Consider the following 16,180-nt stretch of genomic DNA (forward strand, 5'->3'; position numbering starts at 1 on the left):
TGTAAGCCTCCCCAGGCTTGGGAAATCAAAATTGAACTATGAAAAAGACTAAGAGTGTAGACCGTGAACTGTCAGCCGAGAAGACCAACGCTATCCTAGATGGTGCGATGCAAGAATTTTTAGCCAACGGCTACGCTGCCACCAGCATGGATAAGGTGGCTGCTGCCGCAGGTGTTTCTAAAGCAACGGTTTACAGCCACTTTCAGGGCAAACAGGGGTTGTTTACAGCACTCGTGCAGCGATTAGCATGTAAGAAAGAAATCTTCAGTTTAGAAAGGCTGCAATCGGTACAGGACGATCCAGCTTCGTTTTTGAGACGCTTTGCGATCGGGATGCTGGAGAATGTCGCTGACGATCCCCAGGTTCTTACGTTTCTCAGAATTATTATTGGCGAGTCAGGACGATTTCCTGAGTTAGCACGGGCGTTCGTGCAGAACATCGAAAAACCAACCCTTGAGCTACTCTCGCAATACTTTGCATCCCATCCTGAACTACAGATTCCCGATCCAGAAGTCGCGGCACGAATGTTTGTTGGGACACTGGTTCATTTCGTGATTCTGCGGGATGTGTTGCATAGTGGTGATCTTGTGCCAATGGAACGCGATCGGCTTCTCGATAACTTACTGCACGTAATTATTGGTAACAAGGGTGGAGGAGGTCATACTTAAGCAGTAGCAAAGTCGGAATACTCACGCATAGAAGGATGATGGAAGCCCACTACGATTTTTTTCTTAGAGATGCCCATCTCTTCGAGTTCTTTATCGACTTCAACAGCCGAAGGTATCGATCACTTTGACGCAAGGGCTATATTTGCTTGGTGCGAGATATTGATATTTGGCATCGCTGATACTAGAACTTCTTATTATAGTTATAGTTCAAGTGTACTTAAAATGCGCTCACAGTACATTCACCAGAGCAAAAATACCTGGCGATTGTAAATCGCGGCTACAAAAACAAAGCCTGCCTCCGCAGGCTAAATTGAGTCCGCGTAGGCGGACTTCGTTTTTATAGCCCCAGACTTTTAGTCTGTGGGCGATTTGCTTTCTTCAATCAAGATGTAATTCAACTTATCCTCAATAAACATCAATTGCCACTTATTGTTGTGGATACAGAGCTAGAGGAGATTGTGCAATGGATAAACTAATTGAATATCCAAAGCTATTGAAGCGTATTTTGACTGAGTATATTGAGTTGTGCTGGTCTTCCTAAAGAAGACATTGTGTTGGCATTCCATGACCCTAAAACTCGACAGTACACTGATTTTGCCGTGGCGTGAGCCGTTCCAGCAAGCTAACAGTGAAGTTAGGCTGCTGTGAATACACGGGCTATCCCTGAGAATGTTAGCCTAACAATAACTTTGAGCCAAAGGACTTTCATTACCATGCAGATTAGCATTGAACTTCCAGATAGTGTTTTTTCAGCACTCCGTAGTAATCCAGAAACGTTTGTTCAAGAAATGCGTTTAGCTGCTGGTGTCAAATGGTATGAGCTTGGCATTGTCTCCCAATCTAAGGCAGCTGAAATCGCAGGTGTCAGCCGTCACCAATTTTTGGAAGCCCTTAACCGCTTTAACGTTTCCCCCTTTCAAGTCACTCCCGAAGAATTAGCAGAGGAATTGGCGCGTGAATAGACGATGGGTGGTAAATGCTTCCCCATTGATTGTGCTTGCCAAGATTAGTCAGATTCATCTGCTCTCGGAACTTTGTGGTGACATCATTGTTCCTAATGGTGTTGTCGCAGAAATCAACATTGCACCGGATGATAATCCTGCTAAACTCTGGATGGTAGCACTTAGACTTGTTGATGAGTAGTAAGGATTACTCATAGCGTACTTTCTTAGATTTAATTACCTCAATTACATCATCGTGTCTTTGCCCCTCAATAATGTCCTTTAGATGAATTTGTCCATTGATGTATTGAACGTGAATGCGCCAACCTGAGACTTTATCAATATCAGCACGATAAATTGCCTGCTTCACACCCTTTACTTTGTGTAGTCTCGTTTTGGGAAAGTTCCTTGTTCTGTGACACTCGTTGTCTTCAAGCTCTGCCAAAGCTTCAAGAAAACCAATCTTTAGCTCGTCATCTGGCAAAATCTTCATGGCTTCGTGAATAATGCCAAATTCATCACATAGAGTCAGGGTTTGTGCCATAAACAAACTTACGAAATTTGGGCAGCTTCTCGATTGTGGTGAAGTAGATTTTGATACAAAGACTCGGCTACACTTTTATACGCTTGATCGAGTTCATTGTGTTTAACTACTCGGAAAAGAGTAAAGATAACTTGCCCAAAAATTGGATCTTCGTCAACGGTCAAAATCATTCTTAGTTTTTGAGAAAGCCGAAGCGTGTAAAGCGAAGATTCGTAATCATTAAGGGTTGATGCTATGGGTAGACGACGCAGCTTACGATACACATTAGCTTTCTGAGTTGGGAAAAGGCTAGCGCAATCGTTGATTTTTTGTATAGCTACTGCTTTCTCATTTTCACTCAGTCTGGCAAGATCCTTTTCAAAAGCCTTTGTTGACTCAATTAGAACATCCACTTTACAAACCGCCAATTCTGAATTTAACTACTTATCCTCAAGCCCTAGCTTAACAACAAAACCTTCCCATGCTCTCCCATTTCCTCGCTTGCCTACCTCTTCACCTCCCTTTCATCTTATTGCAACCGCACCGATCGCTTTTAACATAACTTTCTGTGCTTTCGTTCTCACAGCGTAATCGGTGCGGTCTAGCACTTAATTTCTTATGCTAAACCGCATCCTAAAATCGAAGTTTCCCAACTTCAACCAATCAACTTATCCGGTGTCAACGGCAAACTCCGCAACCGCTTACCCGTCGCATGGTAAACCGCATTAGCAACAGCAGCCGAAACCCCCGTAATTCCAATTTCACCCACACCTCTTGCGCCCACTGGGTTAAAGTTCAAATCGGGTTCACCGACGAACGCTACCTCAATGCGCGGAATATCTGCGTGAGCTGGAAAATGATAAGTTGCCAGGTCATAAACCACGGGATTACCGAGATTAGGGTCAAAGTGACACTCCTCCATCAAGGCTTGCCCAATCCCCATGATTACCCCACCCCGCACCTGACTTGCGGCAGTCTTGGCATTCATCACTCGCCCAACGTCCATCACCGACACCCAGCGCGTTACCCGCAGGCGTCCGATTTCTTCATCTACGGCAACCTCGCAGAAGTGAGCACCCCAAGACTGAAACGCCCATTTCTTCCCCTCCTCACCGGGAGCAGAAGAAGCTGTTGCCTCAAACGCTGCACGTCCGGATTGACGCAAGGCTGCACAGGCATCTGATGCGGTTGTACAGTTAGCGGCTTTGAGTACGTCCTGACAGGCTTGCATCACAGCAGGAGCCAAGGATGCGGTCATCATGGAACCCCCAGCGAGTCCACCATCCGGGAGTAGCGAGTCGCCCATCTCTACCCGCACGTTTTCCACAGGAACTCCTAATGTCTCGGCTGCTGTCACCGCAACTACCGTATAGGAACCTGTACCCATGTCATTTCCAGAAGTGAGGACATGGACTTTACCGTCTGGCAACAGCCGCACCTTGACGGATGCTTTGCCGCGCAATCCAGGGAATGTTGCAGCAGCCATGCCCCAACCAATGAGTTTACCGTCGCGGGTTAGCGCACGAGTTTCCATTTTTCGGTCTTTCCAGCCGAACTTTTCTGCACCCACCTTGAGGCAATCGGCAAAATGCTTGGCTGAGAACGGTAACCCCTTCTTCTGGTGTTCTTTCGTCTCGTTTTTCAGGCGCAGTTCTACCGGGTCTAGCTTCAACGCCCAGGCGAGTTCATCCATTGCAGATTCCATCGCCCACATGCCCGGATTTTCCCCTGGTGCCCGCATGAATGTTGGGGTGCCTACGTTCATCACGGCGAGTTCCTGGTTCAGCCGCAGGTTGGGGGCAGCGTACATCGCTGGGGTGATGCCTGTACAAGGTTCTGAGAAGGATTCTACTGGTGACGTGCAGGATTTCGCCTCGTGGGAAATGGCACTCAGCATACCATCTGCATTTGCCGCCAAACGAATTGTTTGCTCAGTTTCAGACCGATGTCCGGCGTTGGCGGTTACCTGCCGTCGGTGGAGGACAACCTTAAGAGGACGTTGGAGTTGACGTGCTGCTGCTGTACAGAGAATGCCGTGAGGCCACGGGAAGGCTTTAGAACCGAAACCGCCACCGAGGAAGGGCGTAACAATCCGTACCTTTTCCGCAGGAAGACCGAATAAATCAGCGTAGGTGCGCTGACAGCCCATTACCCACTGGGAGGGTTCGTAAACGGTAAGCGAGTCCTGTCCTTGCCACTGAGCAATGGTAGCATGGGGTTCCATCGCGGCGTGTAGTTCGGTGGAAGTCGTGTAAGTCGCCTCAATCTTCGTGGCGGCGTTTGCCATCCCTGCCGCAAACTGGCCCTTCTCGAACTTAAACTCCTCACCCATCTGGGGCGGAGCTTCTTTGAACGTCGCGTTCTTCGCTTCAACTACTGGCTTTTGCGTCTCGTATTCAACTTTAACTAAGTGTGCGGCGTGACGCGATCGCTCCAATGTATCTGCCACCACTAAGCCGATAATTTGCCCACCATAGTGAACTTTATCATCCGACAAGGGCAGACGCGCCTCGTAAATTTTCGAGGTCATGAAGTTATTAGCGGGCGTGAACACCTTGGGGGCGTTCTTATGGGTGAAAACAGCAATTACCCCCGGTGCCTTTTGAGCTGCACTGGTATCGATGCTTTTAATCCGCCCGTTGGCAATCGTCGCTGTGACTAAATACCCGTGAATTAGTCCCGGAATTTGGTGTTCTGCCGCGTAAGTCGCTGTACCCGTTACCTTAGCGCGTCCATCCTTGCGCGACACAGCAGTGCCAATTACTTTGTTCATGCTACACCTCCTCCTTTGGCTGATACTGTGAGCGATCGCTTAATGGCACGTTTAGCTAATTCGACTTTGAAGCTGTTGTGAGTCAGGGGTTTGGCTCCCTGTAGGGCAATCTCCGCCGCCTGCTGGAATGTTTCGGCATTAGCGGGTTTGCCAATCAAAAACTTCTCTGCTTCCGTGGGACGCCAAGGTTTGTGAGCAACCCCACCCATTGCTAGACGTACATCTTTAATACTGTCACCAGCAACATCAATAGCAGCCGCAACGGAAATTAAGGCAAAAGCATAGGAAGCCCTATCCCGCAACTTGAGATAAACACCCGACTTGGCAAACGGCACAGGGGGCACCACAACAGCAGTAATCAGTTCCCCTGGCTCTAAATTACTGTCCTGTTGGGGCATGTTACCCGGTAAACGGTGGAACTCTGTAAACGGGATTTGCCGCTTACCCTTTGGCCCTTCCACTTCAACAATGGCATCCAACGCTGCTAGGGGAACGCACATATCCGAGGGATGAACAGCGATACACTGGTCGCTAGCTCCAAACAGCGCGTGCATTCGGTTAATTCCCGTTGCCGCAGGACAGCCGCTTCCCGGTTCCCGTTTATTGCAAGCAAATGCCGTGTCGTAGTAGTAGGGGCAACGGGTACGTTGCAGGAGATTACCGCCAACCGAGGCGACATTGCGAATTTGCTGAGAGGCACCAGAGAGAATTGCACGGGATAGCATGGGATAGTTGCGTCGGACATCGGGATGGTCAGCCACTGCGGTATTACTCACCAATGCGCCGATGCGTAAACCCCCCCCAGCTATTGGCTCAATGCGCTGCATCTGAAGCCGGGAAATGTCGATGAGTTGCGATGGCTCATCTAGAAAAACTTTCATCCGGTCAACTAGGTTCGTGCCACCCGCGATAAACAGGGCATTCTCGTCAGTAGACGCCCGTTGCACCGCATCTTTGACAGAAGTGGCACGAATGTAGGAAAATTTGTTCATGCTGGCATCTCCTGTGCTTCAGTTACCATCATGGTTGCAGCGGCAGAGGGAGGGGTTTGTCCAGCCGCTTGTTGTACGGCGGCAACAATACCGTTGTAAGCACTACACCGACAGAGATTACCACTCAACCGCTCTTTAATTTCCGCTTCGGAGAGTTCCCCAAGTTGGGGAGGACGGTTTAAATCTGAGGTAACCGAGCTGGCACAACCTCGTTTAACTTCATCGAGGAGAGCAACTGATGCACAAATCTGTCCCGGTGTACAGTAGCCGCACTGAAATCCATCATTATCGATAAACGCCGCTTGCACGGGATGGAGAACATCGCCTTTTGCCAGTCCTTCAACGGTGACAATTTGCTTACCTTCCTGCATCACAGCAAGGGAGAGACAAGAGTACACCCGTTGTCCATCAACGAGAACGGTACAAGCTCCACACTGTCCATGATCGCAGCCTTTTTTACTGCCTGTGAGCTCTAGACGTTCCCGCAGAGCATCGAGGAGTGTCACTCGTGGTTCAATGGTAAGCGATCGCATCTCACCATTTACTGTCAGTGTTATTGGCATTTCACCTTCAGGGGATTGCATAGAGCGAGCTTCCTTTGCTGCTGTAGCCTGATTGAGCAATGTAGGGGCAGCTATCGCCGTTCCTGCGGCGGTTAGTGCCTGCCCCAAAAAATTACGCCGAGATGTTCGTTTCGGCTTTCCTTCATGATGTTCCATCGATTGCACCTCCTGCTAGTGTCCAATTGGCTCCCTCGTGGGAGATGAGTTCATGCTGATGTCATTGTCGAGTAATATCATTTTCAATGCTATTGGAATGAGGCAAAAACCTCCGCGTTCCTCTGCGTCACCCTCCGCGCTCTTTGCGTTAAAAATTTATGATTCCAATGCCAACGGATTGATATAGTTCCTGGAAAATATGCCATAGCAGAATGTCATCTTAACGATTAACTTCCATCCTTGCAGAATCCCGAATTTGTTCAAGGGTAAGGATACCAACCACATCCTCACCATCGAGTACCGTTAACTTCTGTGCACCCGTTCGTAGCAACACGGATAACGCTTGACGCAAGTTATCATATCGTCCGATTGTGTGTTCATTTTGAGGTTGATAATCTGGTGAGACGCTTGCCATTGCCGTCTCCACTCGCAGCAAACTCAATTGGCGTACCCGATCATCCGCACCCATCAATTCATATATAAAAGGATTAGCGGGTCGTGTGAGGATATTCAAGGGTGTATCAAACTGCACAATCTGCCCTTTTTGCAGAATCATGATTTTGTCAGCAAGACGCAGCGCTTCCTCAACATCATGAGACACAAACAGAATCGTTTTCTTAAGCTGACGCTGGAGACGCAAAATCTCATCCTGTAACGTCTGGCGAGTAATCGCGTCAATGGCTCCAAATGGCTCATCCATTAACATAACTTTCGGATCACCCGCCAAAGCACGCGCCAATCCAACTCGTTGCTGCTGTCCTCCAGAGAGTTGCGCCGGGTAGCGATCGCGGTATTCTTGAGGGGATAGTTCCACGAGCATCAACAACTCATCCACTCGTGCTTGGTACTGCACCCTCGACCAACCCAACAGCTTCGGCACTACAGCAATATTCTCTGCCACTGTCATGTGAGGAAACAACCCAGACTGCTGAATCACGTAACCCATCTGCCGACGTAACTGGGTAACTTGTATCTTTTGGATGTCAGTACCATCGAGGTAAATTCTACCCGAAGTTGGCTCATATAAGCGATTGACCATCTTCAGCAGGGTTGTTTTCCCACAACCCGATGGCCCCAAAATCACGACTAATTGACCGGCTTCGATTTTACAAGTGCAGCCATTTACCGCTGGGTGGGATACACCAGGAAATTTTAGGAACACCTCCTCAAACCGTATTGCACTCACTGATTTTTCCTCAGCCTTGTTGCTTACCGATTTTAACTAAGGCTTTTTTAACAATCCTTCTTGAGTCAAAAATTCCTTAGCCACTTCCGCCGGTTCACGTTGTTTACCACTAACCTCGTAGTTTAGGCGCTGCATGGTTTCGGTTGTCAGTTTCGGAGATAAGGTATTGAGAGCGTCTCGAATCCCTGGATTTTGATCTAGCGTTTCTTGACGTATGACTGGAGCCACTTGATAAGGTGGAAACAAGTTTTTATCATCTTCTAAAACCACCAATTTTAAGGCACTAATTTCACCATCTGTCCCAAAGGCAACTGCAACATCGGCTTGAGCATTGTTTAGGGTTTTATACCTTAAACCTGGATCGGCGGGAATGAATTTTTTGAGCTTAAAATCCCCATAAGCTTTTTTCAAACCGGGTAATCCATCCTCACGTGCCTCAAATTCAGGTGGCCCAATCATTGTTAATTGGCTGGCTTTAGCAACCATTTGAGAAATTGTCTTAATTCCATATTTTTTAGAGCCTTCTTGAGTCATTACCAGTGCTTGAGTATTATTCATCGGAGCAGGTTCAAGCCAGACTAAGTTAAATTTTTCTCGATAGGCTTTAGCCACTGTATTAAATACCGACTTTTGGTTACTTTGAGCGGGTTGTTTAATTACTGTTAATAAACCCGTTCCCGTATATTCTGGATACAAATCAATTTGACCACTTTCCAAACCAGCTTGAGCTACAGGTGTACCACCGAGGTTAAGTTTACGTTCTACTTTCAAGCCTTGATTTTCTAGCACTAGGGCATACATTTCCCCCAAAATAAATTGTTCGGTGAAATCTTTCGAGCCGACTTTAATGCCAGTGCTACTGTTGCAAGCGATTGCGCTTAACATCGTCAGTAGCGTTAGCAGAAGTAGCACAACTAGGCGACGAAGGAATTGCATCTGAAAAAAATTGGATACTATACCGCTTATTATATTAATATATCTCCACTTAACCCCTGAATAACATCATGCAATACGAAGTCAAAATCATCGAACCTACAGATTTATGGTATTTGCAAAATAACATTAACAAAGAAACAAACAAATTTTACCATCCCACCCGATCTATTCCCTTTGTTCAGCAAGTTGAAATTCACCTAGATAATTCTGGAGTAATTATTCAAAAAGGTGCTCTACACAGTTGTATTGGTCAATTGAGTTATGGTGTTTATAAAAGCGATAACCGTCTGAAAGATTTGTGGGTAGCGTTGAGGACGGAAATGGATTACAACGCTCCTCTGTATAAAGGGACAGGTCGAGTTCACCTGGAACCTAGACAAAAAGGATATTTCTTGCATTACACACCAATTGAGCTTTCAGATTCAGAACAATGGGAATTTGATGATGCTATCTTTCAGTTTTGTTCTGACAATGTAGTGATAGGTGCTAAACGATTAAAATTCCGGCAAATGGCTGGTTCTAATGATGGTCGATGGAGGATTGTTCTAAAATCTTTACCGGAGAACAAATCTCAAGTTATAGCTGGTACCTCTTCACCCGCTAAAGTTATCAAACTTAAGCGAGGTGAAACGTTGATTGCTGATTGTGACATTGTTAAAGGATTTACCAACGGAATTGAAGAAGATTATCGAAAAATAGGTCATTTTGGAAAAGGCGGTGGCGAGGGGTATGTATGGTTTTATCAAGGCGAAGGTAAATTATTAATCTCTGAAACCGATGGCATGGGTCTGGGATGAGCTACCTCTCCTCGCCTAGTAGAGAAGGGCGAGGAGTTTATAGAAATCAGAACCCATATTTATTTCTAGTGAGAGAATTTAAAACTTTATCAAATCAATAAAAAAGCTTGCTCAAAAAAGAAAGTTATTAATTATATCTTTATGTGTCCTGGCTAGACTAGTAATAGAAGGTTAATAGGTTTTGGGATTTTTAAATATTTATTACGGGATTGAAATATTTAATAATTCCAAAATTCGTCATTGGCATGAGGAGAGTGGTGATGAAAAGGCTAATAGAAGCAATGATTATAACAATAGTACTAGCCATAGCCGCTGACCCGGCACTGGTCACCATGGGTGTTACATTTTTTCAGGTATCGAGCCAGCCGATTGGCATCAACTCCAAGAATATAGCTCTTGAACCAGTCCAAATACCAAATGAGCAATTAGATCAGGTGCCTTTTTAAGTAGGTATCAAGGTTAAGCAAATAGACAATTTATCCCAGAAAATAAAGCTTTTTTGCTCGAAAGTGAAAGCTATTTCAATCCATGAATTTAAGAGTGCTTTGATGTACTATTCAATTCCAAATAAACTTGGAATTGAGATGACGTTCTTGATCTAATTGCCTTTGCAATTTTGAGATTTGCTGACGTAGCTGTGAAACCTGGGTACGAAGTTCTATTTCTTGAGTGGATGCCTGGAATCCAAAACTATTTCTCTCCAATCTTGTCTGTGTGTAGCCAATGGGTATGACCAATTCCTCTCTCACTTCATAGCGGTTTGATCTGTTACCCGGCAAGCTACTGATTAATTCCGATGGGAAATTTAGTGCTAAGAGATTTTGCAGGTAATTGAGGGCTTGTTCCTTTTTCCAAGACGCACCCAAAAACTCTTCTCGCCCATCGGGATGGATATAAAAAATGCACCATTGACGAGCAGCATTCAGTTCGATACCTTGAGGAATAGTTTCTGATTGGTTATGAGGATTCTCATCAGGGCTTGGGGTTGGATGCTTACCGTCCCAAGGTCTTGTATTACTGGCACTGAGCTTTTTAGCCGTATCTAGCAAGTTTTCGACCGTTAAGTCTTCAGTAAAACCTAAGTCAGCAGATCTTTGCTGCTCTTTGACACGTCGATAAGCTATCCAAAATGTTTCTTCCCCTTGCTGCTCTTTACAAGCGATAAAAGACCCCCAAAATGATTCATACCTGAAGCTTTTGTTCTGGGCTAACCAATGCAGCCAACTTCCTGTACCAATTTTGATGTAGGTGCTATCAACATGGTCATAGTAAACGAGCGGAGCTATAGAACGAATCATAATTCACTCTCCCAATAATTAAAACTTCACAAAAATCCGGTGAGTGAGGCTCGACGAGTTGAGAGTCTTCACAAAATTAGGCTCAGACTTATCGCTTCTTGACTTTTTAATCAAGAACCTAAATTGATGTTCGACTCATTAATTGTGGGGGTAATGAGGAGATGATGGTTAGAGAATTAAAATCTAGTAATTAATGTTAAACTCTATCAACTCCAAACAATGTACGAATAGACCAGATTAATAACTGTCACTCTCCCAAGAGCTACTTTAACGCTTGTAGGTATCCTACAAACGCTCTCCAATCTAATAGCTAAAAAATTTATTGGCGGCACCCAAATTTCAGGTATTTATCATCCCCAAGGCTGAGCCACACATCCTTGTCTCTATGTTAAATTCTTTACCCAAAAACTTTACACTTTTCTCTAATAAGCTTTCAGAGGAAAAGAGGAAAAGCGATTGAGAAAAATCATGTTATTGAGCTTGAGCTTAATGGGGTTCGGAATTCTGCTCTCCTGTAAACCTGATCGCAAACCAACCTCTTTTCCCTCTTCAGCCGTTTCGCCTTCTGCCGAACAAGGTCTCCAATACCAAACCCACCGCATACAACAAAGCGTAGTTCACACCCTGTTAATTCCCGCATCAAGTCGTTTTGGGGTGACTCCCGCCATCTCCTCAGGGTTAAGTTCCCTAGAAAGCTTTGCCCAGAAACACGGAGCGATCGCAGCCATCAATGGAGGCTTTTTCGATCCAGAAAATCAACAATCGACCTCCTATGTGATGCAGCAAGGCGTCTGGGTGGCAGACCCTAGGCAGAACAAGCGACTGATGAACAATCCTAAATTAATGCCTTACTTTCAGAAAATCCTCAACCGGACAGAATTCCGACGCTACCGTTGTGGTCAAACAATTCGTTATGATATTGCCCTTCACAGCCAAGCTCCTCCCACCGGATGCCAACTCTTGGATGCCCTAGGGGGTGGCCCCCGCTTATTGCCAGAGTTGACTGAAATTCCAGAAGGTTTTCTCGCGTTTGCCAACGGTAAAATCATACGAGACCCACTGGGGAGCAAGCAACCTAATGCTCGAAGTGCGATCGGGATTACCCGTGATGGCAGCCTGCTCGTGGTCATGGTGGCTCAAAAGCCAGAAGCGCCCACCGCCTCCGGGTTATCCTTGCCAGCATTAGCCGCCTTCATGAAAGCTCAAGGCGTGGAGCAAGCCATGAATCTGGATGGGGGAAGCTCCTCTAGTTTCTATTACAAAGGCAAAACGGTTTACGGGAAAGTAAATGAAAAGGGAACTTGGGTCAAGAGGGAACTTTTTTCTGTTTTACTGATTCAGGAGTGAAACAAACATACATCTCTACCGTTGACCTGAAAAAGCAGATACTGGCTTAGAGAGAAAAAGGGGAAATCTATGATGTTGAAACAAAGTGCTTTGGCTTGTGTAACCGTGCTGACGGCTTTAACGCTTGGTTCATTGCCTCTTGTCGCCCAGACACCCACTACGACTGAGGGTACTCCAACGACCGAGCGTAGACTAGACCGCAGCGTTCTCATTGACCTCAATCGCGCCAAAAATTTAGCACGGCAAGCGGCGGAAAGGGCTAATGGAGGTTTAGGTTTCTATCGCGCTGAAAGCTCCATGCATGGGCCGGCTGCTCAGTCCCCCTATGTAGACAATGGGAATGGTACCTGGACATTTACGTTCAGAGGGACGATGCCAGGTGAGACGATTCCCTCCTATGAGAGCGTGGTTACCGTTTCTACAGAAGGCAATGTAACGATGGACTACAACGGCCCTGTCCGTGCGAGTACGCCCTAACCGCTACACATCGGTTAAGGGTTTGAATCCTATTCGTTTTGGTCAGGGTTGAGGAGTGTTTTTTTGTCTATACCATCGCTTCTGCCCTGACAGCTTTATCCTCCGTTAAACAAATTTATGTAACAGAGACTAGCCTGTATTGAAAAGACTTGATATCTTGATAGTAGGCACAGAAATCAATCGGGATTCGGGGTTGTGCCTCCTGCCCTGAGCCACTTACAGCTTACTATAGCTTGGTAGAAAGACTAAAAAAGGACGGCGCGTGTTTTAAATTAACTTGTGGCAAAGCTGATGTATAAAGTTCAGCGGTGAGTAGCTAACAATGCGGTTAAAACAGAGAGCCAAACCAAACTAAAAACCGAGGAACGGAAGAATACTCAAGACTGTTTAGTGAAGGCTGTAAGCATCTGTAAACTTTAGTTGCATAGTGTATTGAATAAGTTTTGCGTGAACCAGGTAACCTTACCTGGTTCACTGAGTTTTGGGGGGTATTCACGGTTAACTTACAAGCCTCCAGTAAACAACAAAATTTAAGTCAACAACAAAGTCTTTAGTGCAAGTGGTTTGTGCTATGGGATTGAGACGCTGCAATCACACTCAATTTCTGCCACAATTCAGCTTTTGTCATATTCCGTCGAAGCTGTTGCCGTTTCGCTTTCTCGGATGTTCTGTTATAAATTTGGGTCATTGCTGTAGTGGGATTTTATAGAGAGTTAATCGTTATCAGTGTTTTTACCCCCCCCCGCCCCCCTTGGTAAGGGGGGAGCAAGAGAGGGGAGGCGATCGCTTGTTTGTGGGGAGAAGTGCGCTCTCGGTTTAAGTTTCTGGTTCATCACCGAAGAGTTGATCTATACTTTGAAGTGCTTGTTGAGAACAATGACGCACACGATGAATACGCACAATTCCTTGCTCTTGCTCAACTATTTCACTAACAGTAAATAAAATATTGAATTGCTTTTTATAGAGAAGTTGCCGTACCTCTATTCCCATATACTCACTTTCGATCGCCAAAGCACAACGCCGGGGAAAATTTTCCAGCGTCAACATAATTTCATAACACCCTCTTACCCAGCGATAAGCATTTTCCGGTGAATCCTCCTTAATCCAAAGAAAAATGCTTTCTATATCAGCCACCGCAGTAGGAGATATTTCAATCTGGTAAACCATACTTTTCCCGAAGTTCTGCAAATGCTTGCTTCAGAGGTATCCCTTTACCTTGCTCAAATTCTTCAATACTTTTGCGGATACCCACAATAGACTCCAGTAACTCAATCCTATCGAGAAGTTGCTGGTAGCCTTCAGCATCTTGAACAACGGCAGTAGCTTTACCATTAACCGTTAGAACTATGGGTGCTTTAGTTTCTTTGAGTCTTGCCAGGAAAGCTTTCGCACCCCGCTGGAACTCCGAGAGAGGATAAATGTCACTTAGACTGAGCATGAAATTTTCAAAGAATGATTTGATAATTTCATGCTAACAGTTGGCAATTGTTGTGTCTATGTGCGATTGTATGCGATCGAGTTGATGATGGTAGATTGAGGGGCGATCACACATGCTATCACTGACCTATTAACTAGATGAAAAGTTATGTAACGAAAAAATAACGACCCAGCCCTCTGGGTCGGTAAATATTATCAATTAATCAAGCGTTTGAGCCAAACGACCTAATCAATCTCGATGGATGTCGGTGCAGAACCGTTTGTTCCAGTAGAAATCAGAGGCTTGCGATAAGCGGCATAAAGGCGGTCGCGCCAGTTAAAGAAGGTTTCGTACACGCTACTATCGGCTAAACCAGGAATTCCCTTACCTTTAATGTTTTCAGGCAAATCCAGGTAAGGACCTTCGGGAAACTTGAGCAACAGGCTAACACCCGCGACTGCAAAATCAGCTAAGGTAGGTTGGTTTCCGACCAGATAAGGACTATCCAGAAGCAGCAGACTCAGGGCTTCCAAGTCTTGCTTTAGGGCATCTTTAGCATCTTTTACCGCATCTGGGCCAGCCCCAACACCTGTACCCAACATCTCAAGTACTTCTGGCGGGACGGCACCGACTATGGTTTTGAGAAAGTCAGGTGTCGTGTTGGGCAAAACCGATGTCCGGAAAGTGGGACTTTGGCTCATTGCCCCATAGAGTACCTTCCGACTTTTAACCCCAATCGACTCATCCGCCCACTCTTCGATGAGCAAGCACAGCCCCCGTTGTTTGGGATCGGTGGGAATTAGCGGTCTGTCGGGATACTTGCGATCCAAATACATGGCGATCGCCGTAGAATCACTAATTACAGTATCCCCATCTTTAAGCACGGGTAGCTTCCGTTGACCAGATAGCTGGAAGACTTCTAGCTGCCCTACTCCTGGCGTCACTTCGATTTTTCGATAAGCTAGCCCTTTATAGTCCAGGATGAGCCGTACTTTTTCAGAGTATTGCGATAGCTCAAATTGGTACAACTCCAGCATTCTATATCTCCTTGCTGTTTATTTAGAGACCATTGTCAATTTAACGTCTCCAGCTTAGTGTATTTCCCTTGTCCAGTCCGGAAATTCCTAATTGCTCATCCCCAATCCCTTTGGAAGTCAAAATTTTAAGTCTCACAAGACCAGAAAAACCTTAATGTGGAGAGGGAAAATTTATTTATGTAAAAACCCCCATCGTTAACATGGGGGATAAGGCGTCAGCAGAGCCTGAAATGGAGTTTTTCCAAAGGTTGAGGTTTAGAGAGCGCGTCTGGTCAATAAACCCCAAATGAAGATCACCACAATCGCACCCAGAACTGCAAAAATAATGCTAGGTAGCGTCAAAGCTCCTACTGATGCTGCTGCCGCCCCCGAACCTGGGAGCAACACGCTACCCAACCATCCCCCTACTAACGCACCCAGAATTCCTAAACCAATTGTTGCAAAGATTCCACCGCCTTGAGGACCGGGATAGATGGCTTTGGCGATCGCACCAGCAATCAGACCCAAAATGATCCACGCGAGAATACCCGTCATGTTGATTTTCCCCCTCGTTACTTAACGTCTTTTTCCGAGCTTGATTGATACCGAGCTTAGAACGAGACAGTTACGCAGCCCGTCTGGTGAACAAGCCCCACAGGAAGAGCAGAACTAAGGCCCCGATAATAGCGAAGATAACACTGGGTATACTTAAAGCGCCTGCTGTGGCTCCTGCCGTGGTTCCCAAGAAGAGATTACCCAGCCAGCCTCCAACCATAGCACCCAAAATTCCTAAACCAATTGTTGCAAAGATTCCACCACCTTGGTGACCCGGATAAATAGCTTTGGCGATCGCACCAGCAATCAGACCTAAAACGAGCCAAGCAATAACATTAATTACCATTTTGATTTTCTCCGTTTTTGATTAAATATTTTCTTGCTTTGTATATTCACAATATCAAGCTGAACAGCTTCGTCACCTCTATCAGAGGGTATAATCGAAAGGTAGAGAAATCTTAAGCTTTTTCGGAATGTTTTCTATCTAAAGTCAAAGAGTATTGTTCACACTTTACACTTCATAATTATTTCGCCC

Annotated in this window: 22 protein-coding genes and 1 pseudogene; 8 read left to right on the forward strand and 15 right to left on the reverse strand. The window is 45.8% G+C overall.

All coding sequences use genetic code 11. The features are described from left to right. Positions 1 to 38 precede the first annotated feature (38 nt). A complete protein-coding gene (locus MIC7113_RS01915) occupies positions 39 to 668 on the forward strand; it encodes a TetR/AcrR family transcriptional regulator (RefSeq protein WP_015180484.1) in 630 nt (209 codons plus the stop codon). On the opposite strand, the gene MIC7113_RS38890 is transcribed toward MIC7113_RS01915, so the two are convergent. After that, positions 665 to 784 carry an element excision factor XisI family protein gene (locus MIC7113_RS38890; RefSeq protein ID WP_226883660.1) on the reverse strand — a complete coding sequence of 40 codons (120 nt, stop codon included), beginning with the start codon at positions 782 to 784 and terminating at the stop codon, positions 665 to 667. The genes MIC7113_RS01915 and MIC7113_RS38890 overlap by 4 nt on opposite strands. A 414-nt stretch (positions 785 to 1,198) precedes the next feature. Here MIC7113_RS38890 and MIC7113_RS39145 point away from each other — a divergent pair. From MIC7113_RS39145 to MIC7113_RS01925, 3 genes and pseudogenes are all read left to right on the forward strand, one after another. Beyond that, positions 1,199 to 1,276, forward strand: a pseudogene (locus MIC7113_RS39145) (element excision factor XisI family protein); the annotation flags it as partial. Positions 1,277 to 1,381: 105 nt separating this feature from the next. Next, positions 1,382 to 1,630 carry a UPF0175 family protein gene (locus tag MIC7113_RS01920; protein WP_015180485.1) on the forward strand — a complete coding sequence of 83 codons (249 nt, stop codon included), beginning with the start codon at positions 1,382 to 1,384 and terminating at the stop codon, positions 1,628 to 1,630. Further along, positions 1,623 to 1,811, forward strand: a complete 189-nt coding sequence (locus MIC7113_RS01925) for a hypothetical protein (protein ID WP_015180486.1) — start codon at positions 1,623 to 1,625, stop codon at positions 1,809 to 1,811. Before MIC7113_RS01920 ends, MIC7113_RS01925 begins: the two co-directional genes overlap by 8 nt. Before the next feature lie 6 nt (positions 1,812 to 1,817). On the opposite strand, the gene MIC7113_RS01930 is transcribed toward MIC7113_RS01925, so the two are convergent. From MIC7113_RS01930 to MIC7113_RS01960, 7 genes are all read right to left on the reverse strand, one after another. Continuing rightward, a complete protein-coding gene (locus MIC7113_RS01930) occupies positions 1,818 to 2,153 on the reverse strand; it encodes a hypothetical protein (RefSeq protein WP_015180487.1) in 336 nt (111 codons plus the stop codon). A gap of 8 nt (positions 2,154 to 2,161) precedes the next feature. Then, complete coding sequence (locus tag MIC7113_RS01935; protein ID WP_015180488.1) at positions 2,162 to 2,545, reverse strand: hypothetical protein; 384 nt, start codon at positions 2,543 to 2,545, stop codon at positions 2,162 to 2,164. A 242-nt stretch (positions 2,546 to 2,787) separates the two neighbouring features. Next, on the reverse strand, positions 2,788 to 4,905 hold the full coding sequence (locus tag MIC7113_RS01940) for a xanthine dehydrogenase family protein molybdopterin-binding subunit (RefSeq protein WP_015180489.1): 2,118 nt from the start codon (positions 4,903 to 4,905) through the stop codon (positions 2,788 to 2,790). Further along, positions 4,902 to 5,897, reverse strand: coding sequence for an FAD binding domain-containing protein (locus MIC7113_RS01945; protein ID WP_015180490.1), 996 nt, complete (start codon positions 5,895 to 5,897; stop codon positions 4,902 to 4,904). The genes MIC7113_RS01940 and MIC7113_RS01945 overlap by 4 nt, the downstream gene beginning before the upstream one ends. Further along, positions 5,894 to 6,616: a 2Fe-2S iron-sulfur cluster-binding protein gene (locus MIC7113_RS01950; protein WP_015180491.1), complete on the reverse strand. Its 723-nt coding sequence runs from the start codon at positions 6,614 to 6,616 to the stop codon at positions 5,894 to 5,896. Before MIC7113_RS01950 ends, MIC7113_RS01945 begins: the two co-directional genes overlap by 4 nt. A gap of 220 nt (positions 6,617 to 6,836) precedes the next feature. Next, positions 6,837 to 7,802: an ABC transporter ATP-binding protein gene (locus MIC7113_RS01955; protein WP_015180492.1), complete on the reverse strand. Its 966-nt coding sequence runs from the start codon at positions 7,800 to 7,802 to the stop codon at positions 6,837 to 6,839. Positions 7,803 to 7,838: 36 nt separating this feature from the next. Continuing rightward, entirely contained in the window at positions 7,839 to 8,738 is a 900-nt protein-coding gene (locus tag MIC7113_RS01960; RefSeq protein ID WP_015180493.1) for a glycine betaine ABC transporter substrate-binding protein, read from the reverse strand. A gap of 68 nt (positions 8,739 to 8,806) precedes the next feature. Here MIC7113_RS01960 and MIC7113_RS01965 point away from each other — a divergent pair, with 68 nt between their 5' ends. Together MIC7113_RS01965 and MIC7113_RS01970 are read left to right on the forward strand one after the other, a co-directional pair. Next, positions 8,807 to 9,535 (forward strand): AIM24 family protein, encoded by a 729-nt coding sequence (locus tag MIC7113_RS01965; protein ID WP_015180494.1) that lies wholly within the window; start codon positions 8,807 to 8,809, stop codon positions 9,533 to 9,535. Positions 9,536 to 9,816: 281 nt separating this feature from the next. Next, positions 9,817 to 9,981, forward strand: a complete 165-nt coding sequence (locus MIC7113_RS01970) for a hypothetical protein (protein WP_155897904.1) — start codon at positions 9,817 to 9,819, stop codon at positions 9,979 to 9,981. 111 nt (positions 9,982 to 10,092) lie between these two features. On the opposite strand, the gene MIC7113_RS01975 is transcribed toward MIC7113_RS01970, so the two are convergent. Continuing rightward, positions 10,093 to 10,833 carry a hypothetical protein gene (locus MIC7113_RS01975; RefSeq protein ID WP_015180496.1) on the reverse strand — a complete coding sequence of 247 codons (741 nt, stop codon included), beginning with the start codon at positions 10,831 to 10,833 and terminating at the stop codon, positions 10,093 to 10,095. A gap of 468 nt (positions 10,834 to 11,301) precedes the next feature. On the opposite strand from MIC7113_RS01975, the gene MIC7113_RS01980 reads away from it, so the two are divergent. Beyond that, positions 11,302 to 12,180 carry a phosphodiester glycosidase family protein gene (locus tag MIC7113_RS01980; protein ID WP_015180497.1) on the forward strand — a complete coding sequence of 293 codons (879 nt, stop codon included), beginning with the start codon at positions 11,302 to 11,304 and terminating at the stop codon, positions 12,178 to 12,180. 69 nt (positions 12,181 to 12,249) lie between these two features. Further along, positions 12,250 to 12,657 carry a hypothetical protein gene (locus MIC7113_RS01985; protein ID WP_015180498.1) on the forward strand — a complete coding sequence of 136 codons (408 nt, stop codon included), beginning with the start codon at positions 12,250 to 12,252 and terminating at the stop codon, positions 12,655 to 12,657. 550 nt (positions 12,658 to 13,207) lie between these two features. Here the strand turns inward: MIC7113_RS01985 and MIC7113_RS35815 are convergent. From MIC7113_RS35815 to MIC7113_RS02010, 6 genes are all read right to left on the reverse strand, one after another. Further along, the gene (locus tag MIC7113_RS35815; RefSeq protein WP_155897905.1) at positions 13,208 to 13,345 is read right to left on the reverse strand and encodes a hypothetical protein; all 138 of its coding nucleotides are present in this window, start codon (positions 13,343 to 13,345) and stop codon (positions 13,208 to 13,210) included. A gap of 128 nt (positions 13,346 to 13,473) precedes the next feature. Then, a complete protein-coding gene (locus MIC7113_RS01990; RefSeq protein ID WP_015180499.1) occupies positions 13,474 to 13,824 on the reverse strand; it encodes a type II toxin-antitoxin system RelE/ParE family toxin in 351 nt (116 codons plus the stop codon). Next, positions 13,808 to 14,095, reverse strand: coding sequence for a type II toxin-antitoxin system Phd/YefM family antitoxin (locus MIC7113_RS01995; protein ID WP_015180500.1), 288 nt, complete (start codon positions 14,093 to 14,095; stop codon positions 13,808 to 13,810). The genes MIC7113_RS01990 and MIC7113_RS01995 overlap by 17 nt, the downstream gene beginning before the upstream one ends. A gap of 224 nt (positions 14,096 to 14,319) precedes the next feature. After that, entirely contained in the window at positions 14,320 to 15,111 is a 792-nt protein-coding gene (locus tag MIC7113_RS02000) for a glutathione S-transferase family protein (protein WP_015180501.1), read from the reverse strand. 255 nt (positions 15,112 to 15,366) lie between these two features. Then, on the reverse strand, positions 15,367 to 15,645 hold the full coding sequence (locus tag MIC7113_RS02005) for a GlsB/YeaQ/YmgE family stress response membrane protein (protein WP_015180502.1): 279 nt from the start codon (positions 15,643 to 15,645) through the stop codon (positions 15,367 to 15,369). Positions 15,646 to 15,715: 70 nt separating this feature from the next. After that, a complete protein-coding gene (locus MIC7113_RS02010; protein ID WP_015180503.1) occupies positions 15,716 to 15,991 on the reverse strand; it encodes a GlsB/YeaQ/YmgE family stress response membrane protein in 276 nt (91 codons plus the stop codon). Positions 15,992 to 16,180 lie beyond the last annotated feature (189 nt).

Origin of the sequence: Allocoleopsis franciscana PCC 7113 (assembly GCF_000317515.1) — a bacterium.
Taxonomy (GTDB): Bacteria; Cyanobacteriota; Cyanobacteriia; order Cyanobacteriales; family Coleofasciculaceae; genus Allocoleopsis; species Allocoleopsis franciscana.

Excerpts from the sequence above, each read along its gene's own strand:
- MIC7113_RS01915 (WP_015180484.1), top strand. The coding sequence starts at position 39 with ATGAAAAAGACTAAGAGTGTAGACCGTGAACTGTCAGCCGAGAAGACC.
- MIC7113_RS01920 (WP_015180485.1), top strand. The coding sequence starts at position 1,382 with ATGCAGATTAGCATTGAACTTCCAGATAGTGTTTTTTCAGCACTCCGT.
- MIC7113_RS01930 (WP_015180487.1), bottom strand. The coding sequence starts at position 2,153 with ATGGCACAAACCCTGACTCTATGTGATGAATTTGGCATTATTCACGAA.
- MIC7113_RS01940 (WP_015180489.1), bottom strand. The coding sequence starts at position 4,905 with ATGAACAAAGTAATTGGCACTGCTGTGTCGCGCAAGGATGGACGCGCT.
- MIC7113_RS01945 (WP_015180490.1), bottom strand. The coding sequence starts at position 5,897 with ATGAACAAATTTTCCTACATTCGTGCCACTTCTGTCAAAGATGCGGTG.
- MIC7113_RS01950 (WP_015180491.1), bottom strand. The coding sequence starts at position 6,616 with ATGGAACATCATGAAGGAAAGCCGAAACGAACATCTCGGCGTAATTTT.
- MIC7113_RS01960 (WP_015180493.1), bottom strand. The coding sequence starts at position 8,738 with ATGCAATTCCTTCGTCGCCTAGTTGTGCTACTTCTGCTAACGCTACTG.
- MIC7113_RS01965 (WP_015180494.1), top strand. The coding sequence starts at position 8,807 with ATGCAATACGAAGTCAAAATCATCGAACCTACAGATTTATGGTATTTG.
- MIC7113_RS01970 (WP_155897904.1), top strand. The coding sequence starts at position 9,817 with ATGATTATAACAATAGTACTAGCCATAGCCGCTGACCCGGCACTGGTC.
- MIC7113_RS01975 (WP_015180496.1), bottom strand. The coding sequence starts at position 10,833 with ATGATTCGTTCTATAGCTCCGCTCGTTTACTATGACCATGTTGATAGC.
- MIC7113_RS01980 (WP_015180497.1), top strand. The coding sequence starts at position 11,302 with ATGTTATTGAGCTTGAGCTTAATGGGGTTCGGAATTCTGCTCTCCTGT.
- MIC7113_RS01985 (WP_015180498.1), top strand. The coding sequence starts at position 12,250 with ATGATGTTGAAACAAAGTGCTTTGGCTTGTGTAACCGTGCTGACGGCT.
- MIC7113_RS35815 (WP_155897905.1), bottom strand. The coding sequence starts at position 13,345 with ATGACCCAAATTTATAACAGAACATCCGAGAAAGCGAAACGGCAACAG.
- MIC7113_RS01990 (WP_015180499.1), bottom strand. The coding sequence starts at position 13,824 with ATGGTTTACCAGATTGAAATATCTCCTACTGCGGTGGCTGATATAGAA.
- MIC7113_RS01995 (WP_015180500.1), bottom strand. The coding sequence starts at position 14,095 with ATGCTCAGTCTAAGTGACATTTATCCTCTCTCGGAGTTCCAGCGGGGT.
- MIC7113_RS02000 (WP_015180501.1), bottom strand. The coding sequence starts at position 15,111 with ATGCTGGAGTTGTACCAATTTGAGCTATCGCAATACTCTGAAAAAGTA.
- MIC7113_RS02005 (WP_015180502.1), bottom strand. The coding sequence starts at position 15,645 with ATGACGGGTATTCTCGCGTGGATCATTTTGGGTCTGATTGCTGGTGCG.
- MIC7113_RS02010 (WP_015180503.1), bottom strand. The coding sequence starts at position 15,991 with ATGGTAATTAATGTTATTGCTTGGCTCGTTTTAGGTCTGATTGCTGGT.